Genomic DNA, 25,439 nt, shown 5'->3' with positions numbered 1-25,439 from the left:
AACGCAGCCAGATCGAGTCGGAAGCGTCGCGCAGCAGGCGCGGGATAGAGAGAGACGCCCTAGGCGTCGCCACCGCAGGCGAAGGTCCGCTCCCACCGGACGATGTCGAACCCCTCGCGCGGCTCGCGGGCGACCTCGCGCCAGCGGCCGCGGTCGAACTCCGGGTAGCGGGTGTCTCCCTCGGGAGAGGCATGCACCTCGCTGATGATCTGCACGTCGGCGTAAGGCAGGGCTGCTTCGTAGACCACCGCTCCCCCGCCGATCATCACGTCGCCGTCCATCGTGTCGGCGAGCCTGAGCGCGTCGGGCAGCGTCGGCGCCACGTAGACGCCTTCGCCGTGCCACGCAGGGTCGCGGGTCAGCACGATCGTGGTGCGGTTGGGAAGCGGCTTGCCGATCCCCTCGTGCGTGGTGCGGCCGAGGATCAGGAGGTGCCCGGAGGTCGTCTCCTTGAAGTGGGCGAAGTCCTCGGGCAGGTGCCACGGGATCTTGCCGGCGAGCCCGATCACGCCGTTCTCGGCCACCGCGGCGACCATGGTCACCTTCTTGCCGCCGGGAGTCGTCATACAGCGATGGGCGCCTTGATGCCCGGGTGCGGGTCGTAGCCCTCGACCTGGATGTGCTCGAGGTCGAAGGCGTCGATCGCGGTGACCGTGGGGTCCAGCACCAGCTTGGGGAGCGGCCGGGGGTCGCGGGTGAGCTGGAGCCGGGCCTGGTCGAGGTGGTTGGAGTAGAGGTGGGCGTCGCCGAGGGTGTGCACGAAGTCGCCGACCTGCAGCCCAGTGACCTGGGCGACCATGTGCGTGAGCAGGGCGTAGGACGCGATGTTGAAGGGCACGCCGAGGAACACGTCGGCCGAGCGCTGGTAGAGCTGGCAGCTGAGCCGGCCCTCGGCGACGTAGAACTGGAAGAGGGTGTGGCACGGCGCCAGCGCCATCTGGGGGATGTCGGCCGGGTTCCACGCAGAGACGATGTGCCGCCGGCTGTCCGGGTTGTTGCGAAGCTCGTCGATCACCTGCGCGAGCTGGTCGATGTGCCGGCCGTCGGGCGTCGGCCACGACCGCCACTGGGCGCCGTAGACCGGGCCGAGGTCGCCGTTGTCGTCGGCCCACTCGTCCCAGATGGTGATGCCCCGGTCCTGCAGCCACTTCACGTTGGTGTCGCCCCGGAGGAACCACAGCAGCTCGCCGAAGACGGAGCGGGTGTGGATCTTCTTCGTCGTCACCAGCGGGAAGCCGGCGTTGAGGTCGAACCGCATCTGGTGGCCGAAGACGCTCAACGTGCCGGTGCCGGTGCGATCGCCCTTCTCCACTCCCTCGTCGAGGATCCGCTGCACGAGATCGAGATAAGCCTGCACGTGGCTCAGCCTAGGTCAGCGCACCGACTCCTCGGCGTCTCACGCGCTCAATGACATGGGGCCGTAGACGACCCGGTCGAGCTCGATGAGGGTCACCGCGGCCACGCCGGCCTCCTTGAGAGGCGCCCAGGTCTCGCCGATCCAGGACTCGGCGTCCGCCTGGGTCGCGAACCGGCGGTCGCCGTACTCCTCGGCTGCCTCGCCGGTCAGCGTCACCTCGGCACCGTCGTCGTCCTCCAGCCGCCACCACCAGGGCCGCTCGGAGGGTGTGGCCTGACGGAAGACCGGCGGGGGCTCGGGGAGGTTCATCAGGACTCCCTGACGGAGGGGTCGACGAAGGGCGGCTTGACGATCTTGAAGACCTCGCGGCGGCCGCGTACGTCGACGGCGACCTCGGCGTCGTCGGCGACCACGCTGGCGACCAGGGCCAGGCCGATGCCCTGCTTCAGGCTCGGCGAGAAGGTGCCGGAGGTGACCTCGCCGAGCAGCACGTCGGGCACCAGCGAGACGGACATGTGCGGACGCGGGATGGCCCGGCCGGTCGAGACCAGGCCGACCAGCTTGCGGCGGGCGCCCTTCTCCTTCTCGGCGAGCACCGCCTCGCGCCCCCAGAACTCGGGCTTCTTCCAGCCGACCGCCCAGCCGAGGCGGGCCTCGTTGGGCGTGACCGTCGGGCCGATGTCCTGCCCGTGCAGGGGATAGCCCATCTCGGTGCGGAGCGTGTCTCGCGCGCCGAGCCCGCAGGCGAGGATGCCGAACTCCTCGCCGGCCTCCATCACCGCGTCCCACAGCGGGAGCGCCACGGTGCTGGGAGCGATCAGCTCGTAGCCGCGTTCGCCGGTGTAGCCGGTGCGACAGACGATGACCGTATCGCCGGCGAAGTCGGCCTCGCCGAACGTCAGGTAGTCGTGGCCGACGGGGAGGCCGACCTTGGACAGCACGTCGTCGGACCGGGTGCCCTGGACGGCGAGGATGACGAAGTCGGCATGGTGGTCGACCACCTCGACGCCGTGCGGGGCGGCCGCCGCGAGCCGCCGGTGGACCTCGGCGTTGTTGGAGGCGTTGGGGACGAGGAGCACGTGCTCGTCGTCGCGGTAGTAGCTGAAGATGTCGTCGACGATGCCGCCGGTGTCGGCGTCGAGGCACAGCGTGTACTGCGCGCGGCCGGGGCCGATCCGACCGAGGTCGTTGCTCAGGGTCGCGTTGACGAACGCGACGGCGCCGGGGCCGCGGACGACCACCTTGCCGAGGTGGCTGACGTCGAAGATGCCGACCGCGGAGCGCACCGCGGTGTGCTCCTCGACGATCCCGGAGTACTGGAGCGGCATCTCCCAGCCGCCGAACTCGGCGAACTTCGCGCCGAGTGCCTCGTGCCGTTCGTGCAACGGCGATCGGGACAGGGCGGGCGGCGACGCGGACTGACTTCCGTCGGGCATGACGGGGACTCTACCGACGGACCTTCCGACAGAGCCGACGTCTACGCTTCCGGCGTATGACGTCCTTCGCGCTGCGCACCGCCAGCCCCGCCAAGACCCGGGCGGAAGCCGTGGTCGTCGGCGTGGTGCCCGGGGAGGGCGGGCGGAAGGGCACCGCCCGGCTCGCGCCCGGCGGTGAGGACGTGGCGAAGGCCTACGGCCGGCGGTTCTCGCCGCTGCTCGCGTCGCTCGGCCTCAGCGGCAAGCCGGGCGAGGTCGCCAAGGTGCCGACCAACGGCGCCATCGCGTCGCCGCTCCTCGTCCTCGTCGGCCTCGGTGCCGACCCCGACCCGCTGGCGGTCCGGCGGGCTGCCGGTGCCGCTGCCCGCGCGGTCACCAACTCCGCTTCGGTGGCACTTGCGCTACCGGCCGACACCCCCGAACTCTTGCGCGCCGCGCTCGAGGGCTACCGGCTCGGGGGCTACACGTTCACCCGCTACAAGAGCGGTTCGTCAGGGTCGGCGCCGGCCGAGATCGTCGTGCTCTCGCCGGTCGCGCGGCGCAAGGACTCGATCTCGGCGTTCGACGAGGCGCAGTTCGTGGTCGACGCCGTGGTCACCGCGCGCGACTGGGTCAACACCCCGCCGGGCGACCTGACGCCGGCCCTCTTCGCCGACGAGATCGTCGCCGCGACGAAGCGGGTCGCCGGCGTCACGGCCAAGGTGTACGACGAGGCCCAGCTCGCCGAGCTCGGGTGCGGCGGGATCCTCGGTGTCGGCGCCGGATCGGACGCACCGCCGCGGCTGGTCGAGCTGGACTACCGCCCCAAGGGGGCCACCACCCACCTGGCGCTCGTGGGGAAGGGCATCACGTTCGACTCGGGCGGGCTGACGATCAAGCCGGCCGCGAGCATGCCGACGATGAAGGAGGACATGGCCGGCGCGGCCGCGGTGGTGCAGGCGGTGCTCACCGCCGCACGCCTCAAGCTGCCGGTGCGGATCACCGCCATCGCCGCCCTCGCGGAGAACATGGTCGGAGGTGCGTCGTTCCGTCCCGGCGACGTGCTGACGACGTACGACGGCACGACCGTCGAGATCACCAACACCGACGCCGAGGGCCGGCTCGTGCTTGCCGACGCGCTCGGTCGCGCCGTCAAGCGCAAGCCCGACCTGATCGTCGACATCGCCACCCTGACCGCGCACATGTCGCTCGCGCTCGGCGACAAGATGTGCGCCGTGATGGGCGACGACGCGATCGTCGAACAGGTGCTCGCCGCGGCCGTCGCCGGCGGCGAGGAAGCGTGGCCGATGCCGATCCCCGAGCACATGGAGGAGCGGATCCGCACCTCCAGGATCGCCGACCTGTCCCAGCACGACTGGATCCGCTGGGGCGGCGGCCTCTTCGCCGGGGCGTTCCTCCGCGAGTTCACCGGCGGTCTCCCGTGGGCCCATCTCGACATCGCCGGGCCGGCCTTCAACAAGGGCGGCCCCGCCGGCCACTGGACCTCGGGTGCGACCGGCTACGGCGTCGCCACCCTGGTCGAGCTCGCGCGTTCGTTGGCCGACCGGCCCGAGGACTAGGACTCGCGCGGCTTGTACTGCGGGTAGTCGGCGGCCTTCTGCTCCTTGCGGATCCGCGAGTTGTAGTCGCGCATCCGCTGCGGGATCCCGACCACGGCGGCGTCGTACGACGGGACCTGGTGCTTGTTGCAGAAGTCGTGCGCCCACTTCACGCCGGGCACCCGACGGCGGGTCCACTCGCCGTCGTGGGCGACCAGCAGCAAGGTGACCTCGCTGACCGCGGTGCGGGGCTCCACGAAGCCCTCGACGCCGCGCCGAGCGACGACCCATTCGTGCAGGTGGGCCTCGTCGACCTTGTCGGCCGCGCGCACGCGCGTCGAGCCCGTCCGGGCCGCGTCACGCGCCGGACCGCTCATCTTCGGCCCCTTCCGGAACCGATCCCACAACGCCATGGCCCCAAGTGTGCCTGATGAGCCAGGGGCGTTGCGCTCGGCAACACCCGTGGTGCAAGGATGGGCGCGCACCCGAGTGACAGGGAGAACTGTGGTGGCCGAGGCCGACGGCGACGACGTAGTCGACGTTTTGATCTTGGGCGCGGGGTCGGGCGGCTACGCCTGTGCTCTCCGCGCCGCCCAGCTAGGCCTCAGCGTTGCGCTGGTCGAGCAGTCGAAGCTCGGCGGCACCTGCCTCCACGTCGGGTGTATCCCGACGAAGGCGCTGCTGCACGCGGCCGAGGTCGCCGACGCGACGCGGGAGGCGGAGACGTTCGGAGTCCTGGCGAAGTACGACGGTGTCGACGCCGCCGGCCTCCGCAACTACGCCGACGGCGTGGTCAGCCGGCTCTTCAAGGGCCTCACCGGGCTCATCAAGAGCCGCGGCATCCGGGTCGTCGAGGGCCGGGGCACGCTGACCGGTCCGAATCAGGTCACCGTCGAGGGCCCTGGTGGCCCTGGTGGCCCTGGTGGCCCCGGTGGCACGGTCACGCTGACCGGACGCAACGTCGTGCTCGCGACCGGTTCCGCACCGCGGCTGCTGCCCGGCATCGAGATCGACGGCACCCGCGTGCTCACGTCGGACGAGGCACTCCGGCTCGACCGGGTGCCGGGCTCAGCCATCGTGCTGGGCGGGGGGGTCATCGGCTGCGAGTTCGCGAGCGTGTGGCGCAGCTTCGGCGCCGAGGTCACCATCGTCGAGGCGCTCCCCCGGCTGCTGCCGCCCGAGGACGCCGCCTCGTCCGCGGCCCTCGAGCGCGCGTTCCGCAAGCGGGGCATCACCGCCCGCACCGGCACGTCGGTCACCGGCGTCACCGTCACCAGCGACGACGACGGCGGCGGGGTCGTGGTCACACTGTCCGACGACACCGAGGTCCGCGCCGACGTACTCCTGGTCGCTGTCGGCAGGGTGCCGCGAACCGAGGGTCTCGGCTACGAGGAGCAGGGCGTCACCCTCGACCGCGGGTTCGTCACCACCGACGACCACTGCCGCACCGGCGTCGACGGCATCTGGGCCGTCGGCGACATCGTGCCCGGGCTCCAGCTCGCGCACCGCGGCTTCCAGCAGGGCATCTTCGTGGCCGAGCAGATCGGCGGCCTGTCCCCGCGACCGATCGACGAGCGCGGCATCCCGCGGGTCACCTATTCCCGACCCGAGGTCGCGTCGGTGGGCCTCACCGAGGAGCAGGCCAAGGAGGAGTACGGCCACGACGCGGTCACCACCCTCACGTACGACCTCGCCGGCAACGGGAAGTCGCAGATCTTGCGTACCCAGGGGTTCGTCAAGCTGGTCCGCCAGGCCGACGGGCCGGTCGTGGGCGTCCACCTGGTCGGCGAGCGGGTCGGCGAGCTGATCGGCGAGGCGCAGCTGGTCTACGGCTGGGAGGCGCATCCCGACGACGTCGCGCCGCTGGTCCACGCGCACCCCACCCAGCACGAGGCCCTCGGCGAGGCGTTCCTCGCCCTGGCCGGCAAGCCCCTGCACACCCACAGCTGACCCACCTTCCTGCTCCTGCAGAGTCACAACACCAAGCGAAGACGAGGATTTCATGGCCACCGAAGTCAACCTCCCCGCACTCGGCGAGTCCGTCACCGAAGGCACTGTCACCCGCTGGCTCAAGCAGGTCGGCGACTCCGTTGCCGTGGACGAGGCGCTCCTCGAGGTCTCCACCGACAAGGTCGACACCGAGATCCCGTCGCCGGTCGCGGGCACCCTGCTCGAGATCAAGGCCGAGGAGGACGAGACGGTCGAGGTCGGCGCCGTGCTCGCTGTGATCGGTGACGAGGGCGAGGGCTCGGGTGGAGGCGAGTCGCCGGAGGAAGGTTCGTCCGAGGAGTCCGCACCGGAGGCCGAGGCGGAGCCCGAGCCGGAGCCGCAGGAGCCGGAACAAGCCTCCGAGCAGGAGTCCGAGCCGGAGCAGACCGAGCAGGAGTCCGAGCCGGAGAAGCCGGCCGCCGAGGAGTCGGGGGGATCCGGCGGCTCGGGCGGCTCGGGCGAGAGCACGCCGGTCACGCTCCCAGCACTCGGCGAGTCGGTCACCGAGGGCACCGTCACCCGCTGGCTGAAGAAGGTCGGCGACGACGTCGCCGTCGACGAGCCGCTGCTCGAGGTGTCCACCGACAAGGTCGACACCGAGATCCCGTCCCCCGTCGCCGGCACCCTGCTCGAGATCAAGGTCGAGGAGGACGAGACGGTCGAGGTCGGCGCCGAGCTCGCCCTCATCGGATCCGGTTCGCCGGCGGAGTCCCAGTCCGAGCCCGAGCCCGAGAAGGAGCCGGAGCCTGAGAAGAAGCCGGAGCCGGAGGCGGAGAAGGAACCGGAGCCCGAGAAGGAGCCGGAGCCGGAGAAGGAACCGGAGCCCCAGAAGGAGCCCGAGGCCGAGAAGGAGCCCGAGGCTGCCAAGGAGGCCCCGGCGGCGGACGCCGGCGGCACCGACCGTCCCGGCTACGTCACTCCGCTGGTGCGGAAGCTCGCGGCCCAGCACGGTGTCGACCTCGGGTCGGTCAAGGGATCCGGCGTCGGCGGGCGGATCCGCAAGCAGGACGTCATCGACGCCGCTGAGGCACAGAAGCCCGCCGCGGCCGCGCCGGCTGCGACGTCCGCACCGGCTGCGTCCTCGGCGCCCGCGCAGAGGTCGTCCACGCCGTCCCCGTTGCGCGGTCAGACCGTCAAGGTCAGCCGGCTGCGCAAGATCATCGCCCAGCGGATGGTCGAGTCGGTGCAGATCTCGGCCCAGCTCACCCAGGTGGTCGAGGTCGACGTCACCAACATCGCCCGGATGAGGGAGGCCACGAAGGAGGACTTCCTCGCCCGCGAGGGTGTGAAGCTGTCCTACCTGCCATTCTTCGCCAAGGCTGCGATCGACTCGCTCAAGCAGCACCCGTCGCTCAACGCCACCCTCGACCTCGAGGCCGGCGAGGTGACCTACCACGACCGCGAGAACATCGCGTTCGCCGTGGACACCGAGAAGGGCCTGCTCACGCCGGTCGTCAAGGATGCCGGCGACCTGTCGGTGTCCGGGCTGGCGAAGAAGATCGCCGACGTCGCCGGCCGCACCCGCGCCAACAAGATCGGGCCGGACGAGCTCTCCGGCGGCACCTTCACGATCACGAACCTCGGCAGCGTCGGCGCCCTCTGGGACACGCCGATCATCAACCAGCCGCAGGTCGCGATCCTCGGTCCCGGCACCGTGGTCAAGCGCCCGGTCGTCATCGACGACGAAGACCTCGGCGAGACGATCGCCGTCCGCCACATGGTCTACCTCGCGCTGACCTACGACCACCGGCTGGTCGACGGCGCCGACGCCGGCCGCTTCCTCCAGGAGGTCAAGAGCCGGCTCGAGGCCGCGCAGTTCGAGGTCTGAGCGCCAGCAGCACGACAAGGCGCCGGGTCCCTCATGGGGGCCCGGCGTCCGTCAGTCTCGGTCGACCTGGCCTTCCATGTCGGCCTCGGTCAGTCCCGCCGGTCCAGTTCCATCGTAAAAGCCGAGGTTGCGGCCCGTGACACGCTGGAGCCATGAGCCTGCACGTCGTCATGGCCGGCAGCTCCGGCTTCCTCGGAACCCACCTCCGCGAGGAGCTGGAGCGCCGCGGGCACCGGGTCACGGCGCTCGTCCGACGGCCGGCGGCGGGGCCGGACGAGTCCCGCTGGGATCCCGACGCGGGCGAGGTCGACCGGGATCTGGTGGCGTCGGCCGACGTCGTGGTCAACCTCGCCGGCTCCCCGACCATCGGCAACCCGCACTCGAAGAAGTGGTCGACCGCGTTGCGGCACTCCCGGGTGCGGACGACGGGGTTGCTGGCCGAGGCGGTCGCAGCGGCGCCGCAGCCGCCGTACTTCGTCGCGGGCAACGCCGTCGGCTGGTACGGCGACCACGGCGCCGCCGTGCTGACCGAGGCGGCCGACAGCCGCGGCCACACGCTGATGATCGACGTGTGCCGCGACTGGCAGGCCGCCGCGCGCCCGGCCGTCGACGCCGGCGGTCGCGTCGTCGTCCTGCGGACGTCGCCCATCATGGACAAGTCGAGCGCGCCGCTGCAGCAGCTCCGGCTTCTGTTCAAGGCCGGACTCGGCGGACGGCTCGGCAACGGCCGCCAGCACATGCCGATGATCTCGCTGCGCGACTGGGTCGGCGCGACGTCGTACCTCGTCGAGCACCCGACCGCCGACGGGCCGGTGAACCTGTCCTGCGTGACGACGCCGACCAACGCCGAGTTCACTGAGGCGCTCGCCCAATGGCTGCACCGGCCGGCGGTCGCGACGGTGCCCGCGCCGGTCCTCAAGGTCGCCGGCGGCCGTCTCTCGCCCGAGCTCCTGGGGTCGATGAACATCCGGCCGCAGGCCCTCCTGGACCTCGGCTACGAGTTCGCCGATCCCGACGTGAGCGCGGTGCTGGCCAGCGGCCTCTCGTAGACCGCCGCGAGCACCCAGCCCGTCCCCGTCAGCCGGAACGCGAGCCGCCGCGTCGTGAGCCCGTCGCGGGGCAGCAGCTGCCGCTGGCCCCCACGGACCGGCACCGCGATCGCGTCGGCGAGCCGATCGGTCACGTCGAGGACGATCCGTCGCTCGGTCCGCACCCGCAGCTCGACGGAGAGCACCTGCATCGTCATCCGGCGCACCCGCAGGCCACGCTGGACCCACCGGTTGAGCATCCCGACGTCCCGAGCACCGGCCCGTGACCCGGGGAGGTAGATCCGCCGGAGCGCCGGCACGTCGCCGCGTGCCCAGGCCGCCGATCGGGCGCGGTCCCAGTCGCGCAGCACGGCAAGGGACGCCACGGCCTCGGTGACCGTCACCGTCGGCGCGACCCGCGGCAGCGGGCCGGCCGGGTCCGGGCTGCTGCGGTCCTCCCCCGGTGTCGACCGCAGCAGCCCGGTGATGACCAGCGCGACCACGGCCACCACGATCACCGCGGCCACGGCGAGCGTCACTCGCAGCGGCGGCGGCGACACGGAGTCGCGGTCGGCGGTCATGGGCTCAGTCCTACCCGTGCGACCGGCCCGGCGCATCCGGCTCTCCACAGGGCCGGCGCTCTCGGTCGCGCAGGTAGGCTCGGTCCGTGATCGAGTTGCAGTTCCAGGAGGCCGGCCTCGGCGACGACGCGATCGACTACGTCGAGGCGTGGGAGCTCCAGCGGCAGGTGCACGCGCAGGTCACCGCCGGCGACCGGCCCGGCACCGTGCTGCTCCTCGAGCACCCGCCGGTCTTCACGGCCGGCAAGCGCACCACCCCCGACGAACGCCCGGCCGACCCCGGCACCGCGGCTGTGATCGACGTCGACCGCGGCGGCAAGATCACCTTCCACGGACCCGGCCAGCTGGTGGGCTACCCGATCGTCCGCCTCCCTGACCACGTCAAGGTCGTCGACTACGTCCGTCGGGTCGAGGAGGCGCTGATCGCGGTCTGCGCCGACTTCGGCGTCACCACCGCCCGGGTGCCCGGCCGCAGCGGCGTCTGGCTCCGCGCGGACGCGCGCGGGCCGGAGCGCAAGCTCGCCGCGATCGGCATCCGGGTCGGCCGCGGCGTGACCATGCACGGCTTCGCCCTCAACTGCGACGTCGACCTCGGTTGGTACGACCGGTTCGTCCCCTGCGGCATCGCCGACGCCGGCGTCACCTCCCTCTCGCAGGAGCTCGGCCGCGACGTACCGGTCACCGAGGTTCTTCCGTCCGTACGGCGACACCTCGCCGAGCTCCTGGCCTGGCAGCCCTATGACGCCACCCCCGACTACGAACCGCGTCCCGAGCCCGGCCGCGGACCCCGGATCCCGGTCCTGACGCCCGGCGCCTGAGCCGCCTCAGAACCGGTCGGCGAGCTCGGTCAGCCTGGCGACGTACGCCGGGAAGTCGATCTCGGGGAGGTTGTCCCCCGGCGCGGTGCAGCCCACGGCCCCGTCGACCTGTTCCCGAAGGATGTCTGCATGGCCAGCGTGCCGCGCCAGGTCGACGATCACGTGGACCAAGATCCGCCCGAGCGTGACGCTGCCGTGGTCGCCCCACCACGGCACCCGTCCCTGCGCGTCGAGCGACAGCAGGTCGATCGTCTCGTCGCAGAAGGCCTGCACCCGTTGATAATTGTCGACGATCCCCGCACACGTCTCTTCCGCTGTCGCGTACCAGTCCACCTGCGGATCGGTGTCATAGGCGTCCTCCGGCACCAGGCCCGCCGGATCGTCGATCGTGCGGCCGAAGGTGGGGCCGAAGTACCCGTACTCGACGTTCATGCAGTGCTTCACGATGCCGATCAGGTTGGTGCCGGTCGAGGTGCGGGGCGTCCGCAGCTCACGCTCCGACAGCCCGTCGAGCTTCTGGAGCAGCGACATCCGCTGCTCGGTGAGGTAGCTGACCAACACGTCCTTCATCTCCATAGGCCCCAGTTGATCACCCCTTTACCCCACCGGCGTGTCCGGCGGGCCGGGCAACCTTTTGCGTGGTCGGATCGTCTGATCCCCCGAAGGGGACGGCAGACCAGGCAGACAGGGGACATTTCGGGTGAGCGACCTCGTCATCGAGACGACGGGCCTGCGGAAGGAGTTCCGCAGCGTCCGCGGCGAGCTGCGGGTCGCCGTGCAGAGCCTGGACCTGGCGGTGCCGGCCGGCGGCGTCCACGGCTTCCTCGGGCCCAACGGGTCCGGCAAGACCACGACCATCCGGATGCTGCTCGGACTGGCCCGTCCGACCCGCGGCACGATGCGGCTGTTCGGGCAGCCCGTGCCGCACCGGCTCCCGCAGGTGATCGGTCGGGTGGGCGCGGTCGTCGAGTCGCCCAAGTTCTCGCCCAACTTCAGCGGTCGCCGCAACCTCCAGCTCCTCGCCGGCGCGATCGGTGCACCGCCTGCTCGCGTCGACGCGGCGATCGAGACGGTCAGGCTCGCCGGACGCGAGAAGGACCGCTACAAGGCTTACTCGCTCGGCATGAAGCAGCGGCTCGCCATCGCGGCGACCCTGCTCAAGGACCCGGACCTGCTGATCCTCGACGAGCCGACAAACGGCCTCGACCCCGCCGGCATCCGTGAGATCCGCGAGACCATCCGCGACCTCGGCGCGTCCGGCGTCACCGTGCTGCTGAGCTCGCACATCCTGGCCGAGGTGCAGCAGGTCTGCACCTCGGCCACCATCATCGGCAACGGCAAGCTGCTGGCGTCGGGCACCGTGGACGAGCTGCTGGGCAGCGGTACGTCGTACCGCGTCCTCGTGCCGGACCCGAGCGCCGCCGCCCAGGCACTGATCGGTGCTGGATTCGCGCCCGCCAGCATCAACGGCGAGCTCCACGTCGACGCGGAGCAGCCGGCCGACATCACCCGAGCCCTCGGCGAGGCCGGCATCTGGCTGACCGAGCTGACCCCGCTGCGGGCCGACCTCGAGGCCTACTTCCTCCAGCTCACCGAACCCGAAGAGCTGGGCCACGACACGACTGAGGTCGTGGCGTGAGCCGGCTGCTGCAGGTCGAGCTGACCCGGCTCCTGTGCCGCCGGGCCGTGCTCGTGATCCTCGCGGTCGCGGTCGCGATCCCGGTGGTGATCGGCGTCGCGACCGTCCTGAACACCCGGCCGCCCTCGGCCGGGGACCTCGCGTACGCCGAGGAGCAGGTCGCGATCGAGATGCAGAACCCGCGTGTCGAGCGCGGCTACGAGAGGTGCCTCGACAACCCCGAGCGGCACCTCGGTCAACCGCTGCCGGACGATGTCGAGGCGGCTTGCAACGAGAGCTACCTCCCGCAGCCCGAGTGGTTCGTCTACTGGGAGCCGCTGGATCTCGCCGGCGAGCGTGACGAGGGGTCGGGCCTCGCGGTCGTGATCGTGCTGGCGATCCTGATGATGCTCGTCGGCACCACCTTCGCCGGTCACGACTGGGCCAGCGGGTCGGTGAGCAACCAGCTCCTGTTCGAGCCGCGGCGGCCACTCGTCTGGGCCGCCAAGGGCACGGTCGTCACAGTGGCGGCTGGGTTGTTCGCAGGCGTTGTGGTGACGGCGTACTGGTTGCTGCTCGGCCTGGTCGCGCGCTCGCGCGACATCGAGATCGGTGACGGGCTCCTGCTCGACTGCCTCCAGAGCGGATGGCGCGGCGCGGGGATCGCGGCTGGCGCGGCGCTCGCCGGCTACGCGTTGACGATGTTGTTCCGCAGCACGGTCGCCGCGCTCGGCGTGCTCCTCGCCGCCAGTGTCGCGGGCGGCATCGTGCTCGCAGTGATCGGCGTCGGCTCGGTCTGGAACCCAGGGCTCAACATCGCGGCGGTCATCCTGGACGGCGCGCCCTACTGGGCCGACGCCCCGTGCCCGGGCAATGAGGAAATCGGCTTCTGCTCGGTCGAGAAGACCCTGCCGATCGGACGTGCGCTGTTGTTCCTCGGGACCGGGCTGGTGCTGTTCGCCGCCGCGTCGCTCGCGTCGTTCCACCGTCGCGACGTGCCCTGACCGAAGAGGGCTCTCGACCCCCTGCGCGGTAGGCTGGCGGGCGTGTCCGCCACCCTCCCTGAAGGCCGCAAGCTCCTCCGTCTCGAGGTCCGCAACGCGGAGACCCCGATCGAGCGGAAGCCCTCGTGGATCAAGACCCGGGCGAAGATGGGGCCGGAGTACACCGCCCTGCAGAGCCTGGTGAAGTCCGAGGGTCTGCACACGGTCTGCCAGGAGGCGGGCTGCCCCAACATCTTCGAGTGCTGGGAGGACCGCGAGGCGACGTTCCTCATCGGCGGCGACCAGTGCACGCGGCGCTGTGACTTCTGCCAGATCGACACCGGCAAGCCGCAGCCGCTCGACCGGGACGAGCCGCGGCGGGTGGCGGAGTCGGTCAAGAAGATGGAGCTGCGCTACGCGACCATCACCGGTGTCGCCCGCGACGACCTCGACGACGGCGGCGCCTGGTTGTACGCCGAGACGGTGCGGGCGATCCACGAGCTCAACCCCGGCACGGGCGTCGAGAACCTGATCCCCGACTTCAACGGCATCCCCGAGCTGCTGGAGCAGGTGTTCGAGTCCCGGCCGGAGGTGCTGGCCCACAACGTCGAGACCGTGCCCCGGATCTTCAAGAGGATCCGGCCGGCGTTCCGCTACGACCGGTCGCTCGACGTGCTCACCCAGGCCCGCGCTTTCGGGCTGGTGACGAAGTCCAACCTGATCCTCGGCATGGGCGAGACCCGCGAGGAGGTCAGCCAGGCGATGCGCGACCTGCACGACGCGGGCTGCGAGCTGCTGACCATCACCCAGTACCTCCGCCCGTCGGTGCGTCACCACCCCGTCGAGCGGTGGGTGAAGCCGGAGGAGTTCGTCGAGCTCCAGCAGGAGGCGATCGAGCTCGGGTTCGCCGGGGTGCTCTCAGGGCCCCTCGTGCGTTCGTCGTACCGTGCCGGTCGCCTGTACCGTCAGGCGATGGACGCCCGCGCGGCCGAGACCTCGGCTTCGGCCTAGCCGCGTCGACCACCACCGCAGATCAACGAAACAGGCAGGCAGCACCGCACGATGTCGAACGAGCCCCTCGACCCGTCGACCATGAGTCGACGTCGGCAGATCATCGAGACCTTCAAGATGACCAAGCAGGTCGACCGCGCGGTCGGCTGGTGGATGCTCCTCGCGTTCCTGGTCTTCGGGGGCGTCGGGTTCGGCATCTTCTGGCTGCTCCCCGGCAAGGGGACCATCGGCCTGATCATGGCGATCGTCGGCGGTCTGCTGCTCGGCTTCCTCGGCATGATGATCGTCTTCAGCCGGCGCGCCCAGAAGGCGGCGTACGCGCGCCTCGACGGCCAGGTCGGCGGCGGCGCCCGCGCGCTGTCGATGCTGCGCCGCGGCTGGAAGCTCGAGGAGGTCGTCGGCTTCACCAAGCAGCAGGACATGGTGCACCGCGTCGTCGGGCCCCCGGGCATCGTGCTGGTCGGCGAGGGCAACCCCAACCGGCTGCGCCAGCTGATGGCGAGCGAGCGCAGGAAGCACGAGCGGGTCGCCGCCGACTTCCCGGTGCACGAGGTGTTCGTCGGCAACGACGAGGGTCAGGTCCCGCTGCCCAAGCTGGTCAAGCACGTGCAGAAGCTCGGCCGCCAGGTCAAGCCGGCCGAGCAGACCGACCTCCTGATGCGGCTCAAGGCGCTCGACGCCCAGCGCCCGAAGGTGCCGCTCCCCCGCGGCCCGGTGCCGACGAGCATGAAAGGCATGCGCGGCAACCTCAAGGGCCGCTGACCCTGCTGGCTAGACGCCGGTGGTCGTGAGCCGGCGGTAGGTGTCCATGGTGACCGTCGCCGTGCCGGCGAGGAGGTCGTGGAGGCCGCGGCCGTCCGACCGGAAGACGAGCGGCGGGATGACCAGCGCGATCGCGACCTGGCGGCCCAGCAGCGGCAGCGGGTTGGAAAGCCGACCCCGACCGGCGGCGGGTACGACGCGCAGGCCGGTCAGGAGCTTGCCGAACGAGCCGCCGAGGAGCCAGGTGAACAGCGCCGCCTCGAGCACGAACACGACCAGCGTGTAGAGCTGGGCGGGCGAGCCGGGCTCGCCGTACTCGTCCAGGCCGACGAACACGATCACGACCAGGGTCGAGGCAACCCAGTCGACGAAGAGCGCCAGGATCCGCCGACCCCAGGACGCGGTCGGGAACGGGACGGTGGAGACGGGTGGGGTGGGCTGGTCGGGCATCGCCGTCACCCTAGTGACCGGCCAGCCCGGCAGCCGAACCGCGGTCCCGGGAAACCTGTTACATCCCTGAAACAAAGTGGTCATGGTCGAGAAACGGCCCCTCCGTAGGTTGCTGGACAGGCGGTCGTCGCGCAGCGTTGCGTAGGTACGATGCCGCGATCACCCTCGATTTCCGGAGTGCCGGATCCAGACTGGTGGCTGACCCTGGGTCAGCCGAGGAGGAACGAATGTTCAGCAACAGCGAAGAGCTGCTCAAGTTCATCGCGGACGAGGGCGTCGAGATGGTCGACGTCCGTTTCTGTGACCTGCCGGGCATCATGCAGCACTTCACGGTGCCGGTCTCGTCGTTCGACCAGTCGGTGTTCGACGACGGCCTCGGTTTCGACGGCTCGTCGATCCGCGGCTTCCAGGCGATCAACGAGTCGGACATGGCGCTCTTCCCGGACCCGACGACGGCGTACGTGGACCCGTTCCGCAAGTCGAAGACGCTCAACCTGAACTTCTTCATCCACGACCCGATCACCGGCGAGCCCTACTCACGCGACCCGCGCAACATCGCGAAGAAGGCGCTGGCCTACCTCAACACCACCGGCGTCGCGGACACCGCCTACTTCGCGCCCGAGGCCGAGTTCTACATCTTCGACTCGGTCCGCTACTCGACCACCGCCAACGAGGGCTACTACCACATCGACTCCGTCGAGGGCTGGTGGAACTCGGGCCAGGAGGGCGACAACAAGGGCTACAAGACCCGCTTCAAGGGCGGCTACTTCCCGGTCGCGCCCTACGACCACTACGGCGACCTGCGCGACGACATGGTCAAGAATCTCGAGGCCGTCGGCCTCCAGGTCGAGCGCGGTCACCACGAGGTCGGCACCGCCGGCCAGGCGGAGATCAACTACAAGTTCGACACGCTGCTCAAGGCGGCGGACGACGTGATGAAGTTCAAGTACATCATCAAGAACACCGCGTGGGAGCAGAACAAGTCGGTCACCTTCATGCCGAAGCCGATCTTCGGTGACAACGGCTCGGGCATGCACGTGCACCAGTCGCTGTGGAAGGGCGGCGATCCGCTGTTCTACGACGAGACCGGCTACGGCGGTCTCTCCGACCTGGCCCGCTGGTACATCGGCGGCATCCTCAGGCACGCCCCGGCACTGCTGGCGTTCACCAACCCGACCGTGAACTCCTACCACCGCCTGGTCCCGGGCTTCGAGGCGCCGATCTCGCTGGTCTACTCCTCGCGCAACCGCTCCGCCTCGGTCCGGATCCCGATCACGGGCACCAACCCCAAGGCCAAGCGGATCGAGACCCGCTTCCCCGACCCGTCGGCGAACCCCTACCTCGCCTTCTCGGCGCTGATGCTGGCCGGCCTCGACGGCATCCAGAACAAGATCGAGCCCGCCGCGCCGATCGACAAGGACATCTACGAGCTCCCGCCGGACGAGATGGCCGAGATCGACCAGGTCCCGACGTCGCTCGGCGCCGTCCTCGACGCGCTCGAGGCCGACCACGAGTTCCTGACGGTCGGCAACGTCTTCACCCCCGACCTGATCGACACCTGGATCACCTACAAGCGCGACCAGGAGATCGCTCCCGTGCAGCAGCGCCCCCACCCGCACGAGTTCGAGCTCTACTACGACATCTAGTTAGTACATTGGTCGAATAACTCATTTTCGATCGCTGATGGCCCCGGGACTCCCCCGGGGCCATCGTCATTCGAGGACAGGCCGGCCGAGATGGTTCCAGCAGGGACCCGCATACTCCGCCGCGAGTGACGCGCCCGCCACTGGTGGCGCACGTCCTGAAGACCGCGTGTTCAGCGGTCCTCGGTGTGACCGGGGCTGACCAGGCCCGTCTCGTACGCGAGTACGACCGCTTGCACCCGATCGCGGGCATCCAGCTTGGAGAGAAGGTGTGTCACGTGGGTCCGCACGGTCCCCTCCGAAATGAAGAGTCGGACACCGATCTCCGAGTTGCTCAGCCCCATCGCCAGCTGCCGCAGGACGTCGAGCTCGCGCTCGGTGAGGGTCGCCACGCTCGGGTTGTCCCGGGTCCGCACCTTGGCGAACTCGGCCAGGAGGCGTCGGGTGACCGAAGGGGAAACCAAGGCGTCTCCCGCGGCCGCCGCCCTGACCGCACGGACGATTTCGTCGGCTGGCGCATCCTTCAGCACGAAACCGCTCGCTCCGATCTTGATGGCTTCGTAAACGTACTCGTCGAGGTCGAACGTCGTCAGGATCACCACCTTGACCGAGGAGTCCTCAGCCAGCAGTCGGCGTGCCGCAGCCAGCCCGTCCATGACCGGCATCCGAATGTCCATGAGCACGACATCGGGCCGGGTCGCTCCCGCCCGGCGCACCGCCTCCTCGCCATCGCCCGCCTCGGCCACCACCTCGAGATCTTCCTCGCCGTCGAGGATCCGACAGAGTCCGGCTCGAACGACCTCCTGGTCATCAGCCACCAGAACCCTGGTCACGACCGTCCCTCCAGCGGGAATGTGGCATGCACGGCGAAGCCGTCGGGCCCCGGCACCGCCAGCATCTCCCCGCCCTCGGCGCGGACCCGTTCCGCCATCGACTGGAGGCCGTAGCCGGCACCGGGCACGCTGCGACTCCGCAGAGCCGGTTCACCGCTGCTCAGGACGTCGATCTGCAGGCTCTGCTGACCCCAGCGAAGCCTTACCTCAGCCTGTCCGTTCATCGTATGTTTCCCGGCATTGGTTAGGCACTCCTGCACAACCCGGTAGGCAGCGAGCCCCAGGCCGTCGCCCACCTCGCGCGGTTCCCCCTCGACGACGAGCGCGGCCCGCGTCCCCCTCCCGCCCGATGACTCGATGAGCCCCGGCAGATCACCGAGACCCGGCTGCGGTGCCAGCGGGGCCGCGGCATCGGGGTCGACACGGAGCAGGCCGAGAAGCTTGCGGAGCTCCTGCAACGTCTCGCGTCCGTGCTGCTCGATGTCGGCCAGGGCGGAGGCCACCGGGTCATCGGCGGCAAGGTCGCGACGCTCGGCGCCTGCCTGAACCACGATCGCCGACACATTGTGGGACACGACATCATGAAGCTCGCGGGCGATCCGGCTACGCTCCTGCATCGCACGGTTCTCGCTGAGCAGTGAGCTGCGCTCCTCAGCCAGCCGAACCCCCCGGCCGGACAGCCACGCGACCACGACGACCATCTCGGCGTACACGAAGTTCCCCGCGCGGGCGTCCCCGAGAGCCACGACAACCGCAAGGGCCGCCGCCGCGCCAAGGAGTACGACGAGTGCCCGGCGCACTGGCAAGTGCGCCGCGAGGGAGTAGAGCATGACCACGAGGGCGATCGGCTCCGCCACGCCTCCGGGCAGGTCGGAGCCGAGCGCCGCCTGGAGGACCAGCGCGCCCAGCAGAACGGCTCCGGCTGCCTCCGGTCGACTCCGTCGGAAGAGCAGCGGCACGGTGACGAATGGCACCGTGAGCGCGACGTACGCCGGGGACCTGGGCGTCACGAGGCTCGACAGCGACTCGACGCAGGCCAGAGCGGTGAGCGCTCCGACAAGCACCAGGTCGACGACTCGAAACCGCAGCACTCCCCGACCCTAGGACACCGTCGACGGCCCCACATCTGCTTCAGCGCGTAGATCCGGCCGGCTGATCTCAGCGCCCAGACGTACGAAGCCTGGCGCCAGGGTGGACGACCGGGGACTCGGTGATCTCTAGCGTGATTCTCACGCAGAACCCCGACCGAGCACCCAGGAGCAACCATGTCCAACGACCTTCGCCTCAAGGCAGGCGCCCTCGCGCTGGTCACTGCGCCCGGCCTGATGCTGGCCGGCCACCTGACCCAGCTGACACCTGAGAAGCACGACACCGCCTCCGAGCTCGCCGCTGTCGCGGAGGCTCCTGGGCGGGCCGACGTCGCACTCGTGATCGGGTTCGTCGGTCTGCTCTGCTACATCCCCGCATTCCTGGCCCTGGCTGCGCCGATCCGGGACCGACGGTCCGGCCTAATCGGGCTCATGATGAGCATCTCCGGACTCCTGGCGCTCGTCGCTCTCATGGGCTCCGGGCCGGTGACCAACGCCATGGTGGCCGCCTCCGCCGACCGTTCGGAGATGATCGCCCTGACCGATCGCTACGAGAGCTCACCCGTGGTGACCTTCTGGGTGATCCTGCTGCTCGTCGGCTGGACCCTCGGACCGCTCGTGATCGGTATCGGTCTCTGGCGGGCAGGGTGGTCGATCGGCATTCCGCTGGCGCTGTTCGCCGGTGTCGCCCTGACCGTGGCAGATGCCGGCCGTTGGCCGCTGGCCGCGGCGTTCGCGCTTACCTGGCTGGGCATGGCTCTCGCGGCGAAAGGTCTCTGGTCCCGTTCCACTTCGCGGACCCATGTCCACAAGGCAGCCGTGGAGTCCTCGGCCTAGGTCTCCGTCGCCAGAGCTACCGGTCCTTCCCCGGCGCCGGCCGGAACAGCGCGCGCAGCTGGCCGCCCACCCTAGTGGCAACGACCCACCGGACAGCAGCATCAGCCGTTACGTCGCCGATCGCAGAAGTGGCAACGCGCGTTTCCCGAATCGTGGGTGAGTACCCGCCGGTCGGCATACCGTCGGTACTGCGGGAGACGCCCCCACCCGGTCGCCCCCACCCGGTCATCCGGGACCGGGTGGGGAGCGTCACCCCGCAGCTGGCGCCCCCACGTCCCTCGATAGTCTCGGTCGCTAGCACTAGCCTGCTGACCGTCTCCCGAGAAGAGACGCGCTCGGCCCACGTCGAGAGACAACGGCTAGCGTCCGGCGCAAAGCGATCCCCGACCCGCGTTCGAACTGGCTGGTGTCGTGTCCCGTGGCCGTGACGCAGCGCTACCGCGTTCGTTAAGTAGGAGTGCGGCGATTCCTTGGGATCGGCTGCGCGACGCCCCTTGACCCCCCTCCCAACTGGGCCAGGGGGCGCCATACATCAGGGTGCTCGCCTCGGCCCGCCTGAGCAGACAGGCGGCCGAGGCCGTTCCTTCCGGGTGGAGTTCGCACAAGTGGGATCGCCTTGGGCCAATCGGGTCGCGGCCCGCCAGGCAGCGCCTAACGTCGGGATCGGCCCCGCCCGGCCATCCCCACCCGGTCGTCCTCGAAGGTGGGTCAACTGGGTACCGGGCGGGGCCGACAAGCGTTGACCGGACGGCCGGGCGAACGGATGCACGTGCACGCGGATGCGGCGGACCGCGGGTGACACATCGACCGTCTTCAAAGTCCTCCAGCGGTATTGCGGCGGGTCGTGAGGTGCGTTACATTTGCGCGAAACTGAACCAAACTCAGTTTGTTCAGTGCCACCACGCAGGGATCGAGGGCCGCGATGACCAACCTGTCGTCAAGAGACGAGGTGAAGGCGTCCGAGCGGGTGCCGGGAACCTGTCCGGTGATTCACCTGGACGCATCTGCCCCCCTCGAGGTGGGCAGCCACTGGCAGAAGGCCAACGAGCTGAGGGAAGAGAGCCCGGCCTTCTTCAACACCCACGCCCAGGGCTACTGGGTCTTCACGCGGTACGACGAGGTCCGGGAGATGTACCAGCACCCGGAGATCTTCTCCAGCGAGTCGATCACGCCGTGGGAACCGGACCCGGTCTACCGGTTCGTGCCGACCCAGATCGACCCGCCCGATCACAGCAAGTACCGCCAGCTGATCAGCCGCTGGTTCGCCCCGAACGCGATCAACCGGATCGCCCCGCAGGCCCACGAGATCGGGGCCCGCCTGGTCGCGGATCTCGCGCCGAACGGAGAGTGCGACTTCGTCACCGACTTCGCGATGCGGCTGCCCACCGAGATCTTCCTGACCATCATCGGCGTCCCCGGCTCCGACGCAGACCTGATGGTCCCGTGGGTCGAGGACTTCTTCGCCGGCTTCGGCGGCGACCTCGCTCAGCAGGAGGCGATGGGCGCAGCGTTGGGCGGCATCCGGGAGTACTGGGTGGCGGTGCTCGAGGCCCGCCGCGGCGAGGCCACACCGCGCGAGCACGACTTCGTCTCGCTGCTGCTGCACTCCGAGATCGACGACGAACCGCTCGACGACGCCTTGATCCTGGACATCCTGACCGTGCTCGTGCTCGCCGGACTCGACACGACGCGAGGACAGCTGGGCTACCTGTTCCGTCACCTCGCCGAGCACCCCGACGACCGCAACCGGCTCCTGGCGGAGCCGGAGCTGATCCCGTCGGCGGTCGAGGAGTCGCTCCGCCTCTACACGATCATCTTCGGCGACGGCCGCAAGGTCGCGCAGGACACCGACTTCCACGGCTGCCCCCTCAGCAAGGGAGACATGGTCTACGGCCTGGTCTCCGGCGCCAACCGGGACCCGCGCGTCTACGAGCGTCCCGACGAGTTCGTCGTCGACCGCAAGGCCAACAACCACCTCGGCTTCGCGGGCGGTCCGCACCGCTGCCTCGGGGCGCACCTGGCCCGGATGGTCATGCGGGTCGCGGTCGAGGAGTGGCTGAAGGTCATCCCCGCCTTCGAGGTCGCGAGTGAGGAACCGCTGATGGAACGCGGTGGCGGCGCCATGATGACCCTGCTCAGCCTCCCGCTCCGCTGGGAGGTCCCGGCATGAAGATGACCGTCCGCAGCGACCTCTGCCGAGGACACGGCCGCTGCTACGACCTCGCCGAGGACTTCCTGGAGGACGACGACGAGGGTTTCGTGACCGTGCGCGGTCAGACCGTCGACGTACCGGCCGACCATGTGGAGGACGTCCGCAACGCGGCGGCATCCTGTCCCGAGGGCGCCATCACCATCATCGAGGCCTGAGCGAGGAGCTAAGGGCCGACGACCCGCAGGCACGCGCCGGTGATCAGCTCGCGCACCTCGTCGAGCGTCATCCGCCCGCCCGGCCGGTACCACCGCCAGACGCTGACGATCATGGCCAGCACGACCGTGGCGATCGCGTGCGGATCGCGCTTCGGGAACTCCTTCGCCTTTATGCCGCGCTGCAGCAGCGCGGTCCACTCGCTCTCGATCTGCCGCACGAGCTCACGGGAACGCTGGCGCTCGGCCTCTTCCTTCTCACTGGGCCGGGGCGTGGCGAGGAGGTCCATGTGGCTCTGCAGGATGCGCATTTGCGACACCTCGCGCGGGGTCACGTCGTACGCCGCCGCGATCGCCGCCTCGAGCGCCTCGCGCGCCCCCGGGGCAGCCGCCGTGGCCTCGCGGAACTTCTCGAGCGAGCGGTCCAGCTCCAGGCTCATGATCGTCAGCAGGCAGTGCGCCTTCGACTCGAAGTAGTGGTAGAGCGCGGTCTGCCCGATGCCGACCTGGTCGGCGACCTCGGCCCACTTCGTGTGCTCGTAGCCGTCCTGGCCGAACCTGTCGATCGCCGCGGTGAGGATGAGGGCCCGCTTGGAACGGGGGCCCTCCGTCTCCGGCAAGGCCTGCGCCATGTGTCCACCTCGTCTGTCTGGTCGTCGAGCCCAGGCGTGGAGCCAGGTCCGTGGTCGGGTGGGGTCATCCTATGCAGGACGAGATGAACTCAGGTCACTCCTCCGGTCAGGCCGGCCAGCCCGGTACCTTCGGACCGCGGCCCCCGACCGCCTCCAGGTAGCCCGCCGAGTCGGCCCGGCGCTCTCCCCACATGATCTCGAAGACCAGCCGGGAGATCTTCCACCTGCCGTCGTGCTTGGTCAGCTCGTCGTGGTAGCGACCGACCAGCACACAGACCTCGTCGTCGCCCTCGAACTTCTGGTACGACGTGTGGTAGACGAGCGCGGTCGCGGTGTCACCCTGGACGTCCACGTGGTAGACGCTGAGCAGGTGGTGCTGCCAGACGCAGGTCTTGGTCGCTTCGCGGATCCAGCCGATCACCGTGTCCGCACTCTCGGCCGGCTCGGCGTTGCCGTACTGGGCCCACAGATCGGGGTGCAGCACGTCCGTGAGCTGGTCGAGATTGGCCGAGTCGATGCTCGACGCGTAGCGGTACAGCGTGTCCTCGATGAGCATCCGCTCTTCGACAGTGGTCATGGGTGTTCCTCGTTCCCTGGTTCGGTGGTGCTGGTAGGTCCTGGTAGGTCCTGGTCGGTCGTGCGCTAGACGCCTGCTCCGGCGCGGTATCCCTCGGCGATGGCATGGCTGATCCGGCGGGGGGTCACGCAGTCGCCGATCGCAGTCACCGTCGCGTCGGCAGGAGTCGCACGCAGCAGTGCGTCGTCCCCGATGCGCGGCTGGTGCCACACCAGCAGGTCGGGGTCGACCTCCCGGTCCGTCCGGCCGAACACCGGTCGGACGACCAGCGGAGCGGCCGGGTCGTCGGGGACGACCACCCGGTGCGCGACCTCGAGGACCACGCCGGCGTCGCCCAGTCGACGCAGCAGTGGGCCTGCGCTCTCCGCGGGGACCCGGGGCGCCAGCCCGGTCAGCGCGGTCACGAAAGTCACCTGCCATCCGCGCGCAGCCAGGGCCTCCGCCGCGCTGTACGCCGGCCAGAACCCGTCGCTCTCGTCGTAGACAACCGCGGTGCCGGGCTCGTGGGCGACGCCGCCGGAGAGGACCTGGTCTACGGCCACTGCACCCCTGGCCAGCGGGGCGGGCGGAAGCGGGCTGAGCCTCGAGCCGGTCGCCACGATGACGTGGTCGGCGAGACCTCTGATCTCCGCGAGGTCGTCCGTCGAGATCGGAGCGCCGAGGTTGACGTCGACCTTGAGCCTGCGCGTCTCCCGCGCGAGGTAGTCGACGACGTCGATCAGGGTGGCGCGGTGCGGTGACGCCGCGGCGACCCGCACCGCTCCCCCGAGCGACGTCTCGGCCTCGAAGAGCGACACCCGGTGACCACGCTCGGCTGCGACCCGGGCGGCCTCCAGACCCGCCGGACCACCGCCGATCACGTAGACGTCCTTCGGCGACGCGACCCGCACCCCGACGGTCGGCAGCCGACCGCGTCCGATCTCCGCGTTGACCGCACAGTGCAGGTGTGGGTCGAAGGCCCGGCAGTCCTGGTTGACGCCGATGCAGCCCCGGATCTCGTCGAGCCGCCCCTCGCGTGACTTGACGGGCAGGTCCGGGTCGGCGAGCAGGGCCCGGGCCATGCCGACCAGGTCCGCGTGGCCCGCCTTGACGACGTGCTCGGCGGTGCCCACGTCGCGGATCCGCTGCCCGACCAGGACCGGAAGGCCGGTGGCGGCGCGGACCCGGGACGCGGACGGGACCGCCACCGCGTCCGGCCCGGTGGAGTCCTTGACGTAGGTCCCCCGGGTGCCGTGCGTGATGCTCAGGTAGTCCACACCGCCCGCAGCAGCGAGCGCCTCGGAGACTCGCACGCAGTCGTCGATCCCCATCCCGCCGGGGATCTCCTCCTCGCCGCTGAGCCGGACGCCCAGCGCGAACCCGTCGGGAGTGACGGACCGCATCGCCTCGATCACCAGCTGCAGGAAGCGCATCCGGTTCTCGAAGGATCCTCCGAAGTCGTCGGTCCGCTGGTTGGTGAGCGGCGACAGGAACTGAGCGACGAGGTAGCCGTGCGCGGCGTGGATCTCGACCCCGTCGAGCCCGGCCTTGACCAGGTTCTCCGTCGACACCCGCCAGCCCTCGACGATCTCGTCGATCTCACCGACGGTGAGCTCGTGGGGCGGGTAGGCGTCGCGGACGGTCTTGACCGGCGACGGTGCCATCGGCGGCTGGTCGGACTCCCCTCCGATGAATTCCCGGCCCAGGTGGACCAGCTGCCCGACCAGACGGGCGCCGTGCCGGTGGACGACGTCCGCCTTCTCCTTCATCGCCGGCACGACGGCGTCGAGGTATCCCTCGACCAGCTTGCCCGACCGCAACGCCGACGTGGAGTGGACCACCGTGGCGCCGCCGATGATCAGCCCGACGCCCCCAGCGGCCAGCCGCTCGAAGTGCTCGATGTCGCCGTGGGTCGGGACCCCGCGCTCGACCAGGCTGGTCCCCGCCGGAAGCGCGACCAGCCGGTTCCTCAGGTCGAAGCCGGCGAGTCGGAACGGAGAGAACACGTGGGGGAACGCGTCGTCCATTCTCAGCCTCCGATTCCGTGTCGGTCACTTCAGTTGGAGCCGCGCCGGCCGCGGCAGCGA

At 70.2% G+C, this 25,439-nt stretch carries 26 protein-coding genes; 13 read left to right on the top strand and 13 right to left on the bottom strand.

All coding sequences use genetic code 11. From position 1 onward, the window contains the following. Positions 1-59: 59 nt before the first annotated feature. The 4 genes from SHK19_RS09670 to gcvT are packed head-to-tail and all read right to left on the bottom strand — an operon-like array spanning position 60 to position 2,793. Positions 60-566: a dihydrofolate reductase gene (locus SHK19_RS09670; RefSeq protein WP_322457209.1), complete on the bottom strand. Its 507-nt coding sequence runs from the start codon at positions 564-566 to the stop codon at positions 60-62. Then, positions 563-1,357: a thymidylate synthase gene (locus SHK19_RS09665; protein ID WP_322457210.1), complete on the bottom strand. Its 795-nt coding sequence runs from the start codon at positions 1,355-1,357 to the stop codon at positions 563-565. The genes SHK19_RS09670 and SHK19_RS09665 overlap by 4 nt, the downstream gene beginning before the upstream one ends. Positions 1,358-1,396: 39 nt before the next feature. Further along, positions 1,397-1,666, bottom strand: coding sequence for a hypothetical protein (locus SHK19_RS09660; RefSeq protein WP_322457211.1), 270 nt, complete (start codon positions 1,664-1,666; stop codon positions 1,397-1,399). Beyond that, positions 1,666-2,793, bottom strand: coding sequence for a glycine cleavage system aminomethyltransferase GcvT (gcvT, locus tag SHK19_RS09655; protein WP_322938520.1), 1,128 nt, complete (start codon positions 2,791-2,793; stop codon positions 1,666-1,668). The genes SHK19_RS09660 and gcvT overlap by 1 nt, the downstream gene beginning before the upstream one ends. Positions 2,794-2,849: 56 nt before the next feature. Between gcvT and SHK19_RS09650 the strand changes: the two genes are divergently transcribed. Next, on the top strand, positions 2,850-4,352 hold the full coding sequence (locus SHK19_RS09650) for a leucyl aminopeptidase (RefSeq protein WP_322938519.1): 1,503 nt from the start codon (positions 2,850-2,852) through the stop codon (positions 4,350-4,352). Here SHK19_RS09650 and SHK19_RS09645 read toward each other — a convergent pair. Next, positions 4,349-4,708 (bottom strand): hypothetical protein, encoded by a 360-nt coding sequence (locus tag SHK19_RS09645; RefSeq protein ID WP_322457214.1) that lies wholly within the window; start codon positions 4,706-4,708, stop codon positions 4,349-4,351. The genes SHK19_RS09650 and SHK19_RS09645 overlap by 4 nt on opposite strands. Positions 4,709-4,838: 130 nt before the next feature. Here SHK19_RS09645 and lpdA point away from each other — a divergent pair, with 130 nt between their 5' ends. The 3 genes from lpdA (at position 4,839) to SHK19_RS09630 (ending at position 9,197) form a co-directional block, all read left to right on the top strand. Continuing rightward, entirely contained in the window at positions 4,839-6,281 is a 1,443-nt protein-coding gene (gene lpdA / locus SHK19_RS09640; protein WP_322938518.1) for a dihydrolipoyl dehydrogenase, read from the top strand. Positions 6,282-6,333: 52 nt separating this feature from the next. Beyond that, a complete protein-coding gene (sucB, locus tag SHK19_RS09635; RefSeq protein WP_322938517.1) occupies positions 6,334-8,148 on the top strand; it encodes a 2-oxoglutarate dehydrogenase, E2 component, dihydrolipoamide succinyltransferase in 1,815 nt (604 codons plus the stop codon). 152 nt (positions 8,149-8,300) lie between these two features. Continuing rightward, positions 8,301-9,197: a TIGR01777 family oxidoreductase gene (locus SHK19_RS09630; RefSeq protein WP_322938516.1), complete on the top strand. Its 897-nt coding sequence runs from the start codon at positions 8,301-8,303 to the stop codon at positions 9,195-9,197. Here SHK19_RS09630 and SHK19_RS09625 read toward each other — a convergent pair. Next, the gene (locus SHK19_RS09625; protein WP_322938515.1) at positions 9,143-9,757 is read right to left on the bottom strand and encodes a hypothetical protein; all 615 of its coding nucleotides are present in this window, start codon (positions 9,755-9,757) and stop codon (positions 9,143-9,145) included. The two genes, SHK19_RS09630 and SHK19_RS09625, sit on opposite strands and share 55 nt — an antisense overlap. A gap of 86 nt (positions 9,758-9,843) precedes the next feature. Here SHK19_RS09625 and lipB point away from each other — a divergent pair, with 86 nt between their 5' ends. Then, complete coding sequence (gene lipB, locus SHK19_RS09620) at positions 9,844-10,575, top strand: lipoyl(octanoyl) transferase LipB (protein ID WP_322938514.1); 732 nt, start codon at positions 9,844-9,846, stop codon at positions 10,573-10,575. 6 nt (positions 10,576-10,581) lie between these two features. Here lipB and SHK19_RS09615 read toward each other — a convergent pair whose 3' ends face one another. Next, positions 10,582-11,151, bottom strand: coding sequence for a DinB family protein (locus SHK19_RS09615; protein WP_322457220.1), 570 nt, complete (start codon positions 11,149-11,151; stop codon positions 10,582-10,584). A gap of 124 nt (positions 11,152-11,275) precedes the next feature. Between SHK19_RS09615 and SHK19_RS09610 the strand changes: the two genes are divergently transcribed. From SHK19_RS09610 to SHK19_RS09595, 4 genes are read left to right on the top strand one after another with little or no spacing between them, the layout of a single operon-like run. Continuing rightward, a complete protein-coding gene (locus SHK19_RS09610) occupies positions 11,276-12,214 on the top strand; it encodes an ABC transporter ATP-binding protein (RefSeq protein WP_322938513.1) in 939 nt (312 codons plus the stop codon). Beyond that, entirely contained in the window at positions 12,211-13,197 is a 987-nt protein-coding gene (locus SHK19_RS09605; protein WP_322457222.1) for a hypothetical protein, read from the top strand. Before SHK19_RS09610 ends, SHK19_RS09605 begins: the two co-directional genes overlap by 4 nt. A 42-nt stretch (positions 13,198-13,239) precedes the next feature. Then, the gene (gene lipA / locus SHK19_RS09600; protein WP_322457223.1) at positions 13,240-14,187 is read left to right on the top strand and encodes a lipoyl synthase; all 948 of its coding nucleotides are present in this window, start codon (positions 13,240-13,242) and stop codon (positions 14,185-14,187) included. Between the two features lie 51 nt (positions 14,188-14,238). After that, positions 14,239-14,949, top strand: a complete 711-nt coding sequence (locus tag SHK19_RS09595) for a DUF4191 domain-containing protein (RefSeq protein WP_322457224.1) — start codon at positions 14,239-14,241, stop codon at positions 14,947-14,949. Positions 14,950-14,958: 9 nt separating this feature from the next. Here SHK19_RS09595 and SHK19_RS09590 read toward each other — a convergent pair whose 3' ends face one another. Beyond that, the gene (locus tag SHK19_RS09590; protein ID WP_322938512.1) at positions 14,959-15,399 is read right to left on the bottom strand and encodes an RDD family protein; all 441 of its coding nucleotides are present in this window, start codon (positions 15,397-15,399) and stop codon (positions 14,959-14,961) included. 227 nt (positions 15,400-15,626) lie between these two features. On the opposite strand from SHK19_RS09590, the gene glnA reads away from it, so the two are divergent. Beyond that, entirely contained in the window at positions 15,627-17,045 is a 1,419-nt protein-coding gene (glnA, locus tag SHK19_RS09585) for a type I glutamate--ammonia ligase (protein WP_322457226.1), read from the top strand. Positions 17,046-17,215: 170 nt separating this feature from the next. Here the strand turns inward: glnA and SHK19_RS09580 are convergent, their stop codons facing one another. Together SHK19_RS09580 and SHK19_RS09575 are read right to left on the bottom strand one after the other, a co-directional pair. Beyond that, positions 17,216-17,860, bottom strand: a complete 645-nt coding sequence (locus SHK19_RS09580; RefSeq protein ID WP_322938511.1) for a response regulator transcription factor — start codon at positions 17,858-17,860, stop codon at positions 17,216-17,218. 11 nt (positions 17,861-17,871) lie between these two features. Next, positions 17,872-18,966 carry a sensor histidine kinase gene (locus SHK19_RS09575; protein WP_322938510.1) on the bottom strand — a complete coding sequence of 365 codons (1,095 nt, stop codon included), beginning with the start codon at positions 18,964-18,966 and terminating at the stop codon, positions 17,872-17,874. A gap of 174 nt (positions 18,967-19,140) precedes the next feature. Here SHK19_RS09575 and SHK19_RS09570 point away from each other — a divergent pair, with 174 nt between their 5' ends. The 3 genes from SHK19_RS09570 to SHK19_RS09560 all read left to right on the top strand — a co-directional run bounded on the left by SHK19_RS09570 (position 19,141) and on the right by SHK19_RS09560 (position 22,167). Beyond that, positions 19,141-19,800 (top strand): hypothetical protein, encoded by a 660-nt coding sequence (locus SHK19_RS09570; RefSeq protein WP_322938509.1) that lies wholly within the window; start codon positions 19,141-19,143, stop codon positions 19,798-19,800. 922 nt (positions 19,801-20,722) lie between these two features. Beyond that, the gene (locus SHK19_RS09565) at positions 20,723-21,970 is read left to right on the top strand and encodes a cytochrome P450 (protein ID WP_322457230.1); all 1,248 of its coding nucleotides are present in this window, start codon (positions 20,723-20,725) and stop codon (positions 21,968-21,970) included. Beyond that, positions 21,967-22,167, top strand: a complete 201-nt coding sequence (locus tag SHK19_RS09560; RefSeq protein ID WP_322938508.1) for a ferredoxin — start codon at positions 21,967-21,969, stop codon at positions 22,165-22,167. Before SHK19_RS09565 ends, SHK19_RS09560 begins: the two co-directional genes overlap by 4 nt. An 8-nt stretch (positions 22,168-22,175) precedes the next feature. Here the strand turns inward: SHK19_RS09560 and SHK19_RS09555 are convergent, their stop codons facing one another. The 3 genes from SHK19_RS09555 to SHK19_RS09545 all read right to left on the bottom strand — a co-directional run bounded on the left by SHK19_RS09555 (position 22,176) and on the right by SHK19_RS09545 (position 25,379). Continuing rightward, the gene (locus tag SHK19_RS09555; protein WP_322457232.1) at positions 22,176-22,796 is read right to left on the bottom strand and encodes a TetR family transcriptional regulator; all 621 of its coding nucleotides are present in this window, start codon (positions 22,794-22,796) and stop codon (positions 22,176-22,178) included. A 106-nt stretch (positions 22,797-22,902) separates the two neighbouring features. Next, a complete protein-coding gene (locus SHK19_RS09550) occupies positions 22,903-23,373 on the bottom strand; it encodes a nuclear transport factor 2 family protein (RefSeq protein ID WP_322457233.1) in 471 nt (156 codons plus the stop codon). Between the two features lie 65 nt (positions 23,374-23,438). Further along, on the bottom strand, positions 23,439-25,379 hold the full coding sequence (locus SHK19_RS09545) for an oxidoreductase (RefSeq protein WP_322938507.1): 1,941 nt from the start codon (positions 25,377-25,379) through the stop codon (positions 23,439-23,441). Between the last annotated feature and the right edge of the window lie 60 nt (positions 25,380-25,439).

Source organism: Nocardioides bizhenqiangii (assembly GCF_034661235.1).
Lineage (GTDB): Bacteria > Actinomycetota > Actinomycetes > Propionibacteriales > Nocardioidaceae > Nocardioides > Nocardioides bizhenqiangii.
This window is presented reverse-complemented; position numbering and strand designations above follow the sequence as displayed.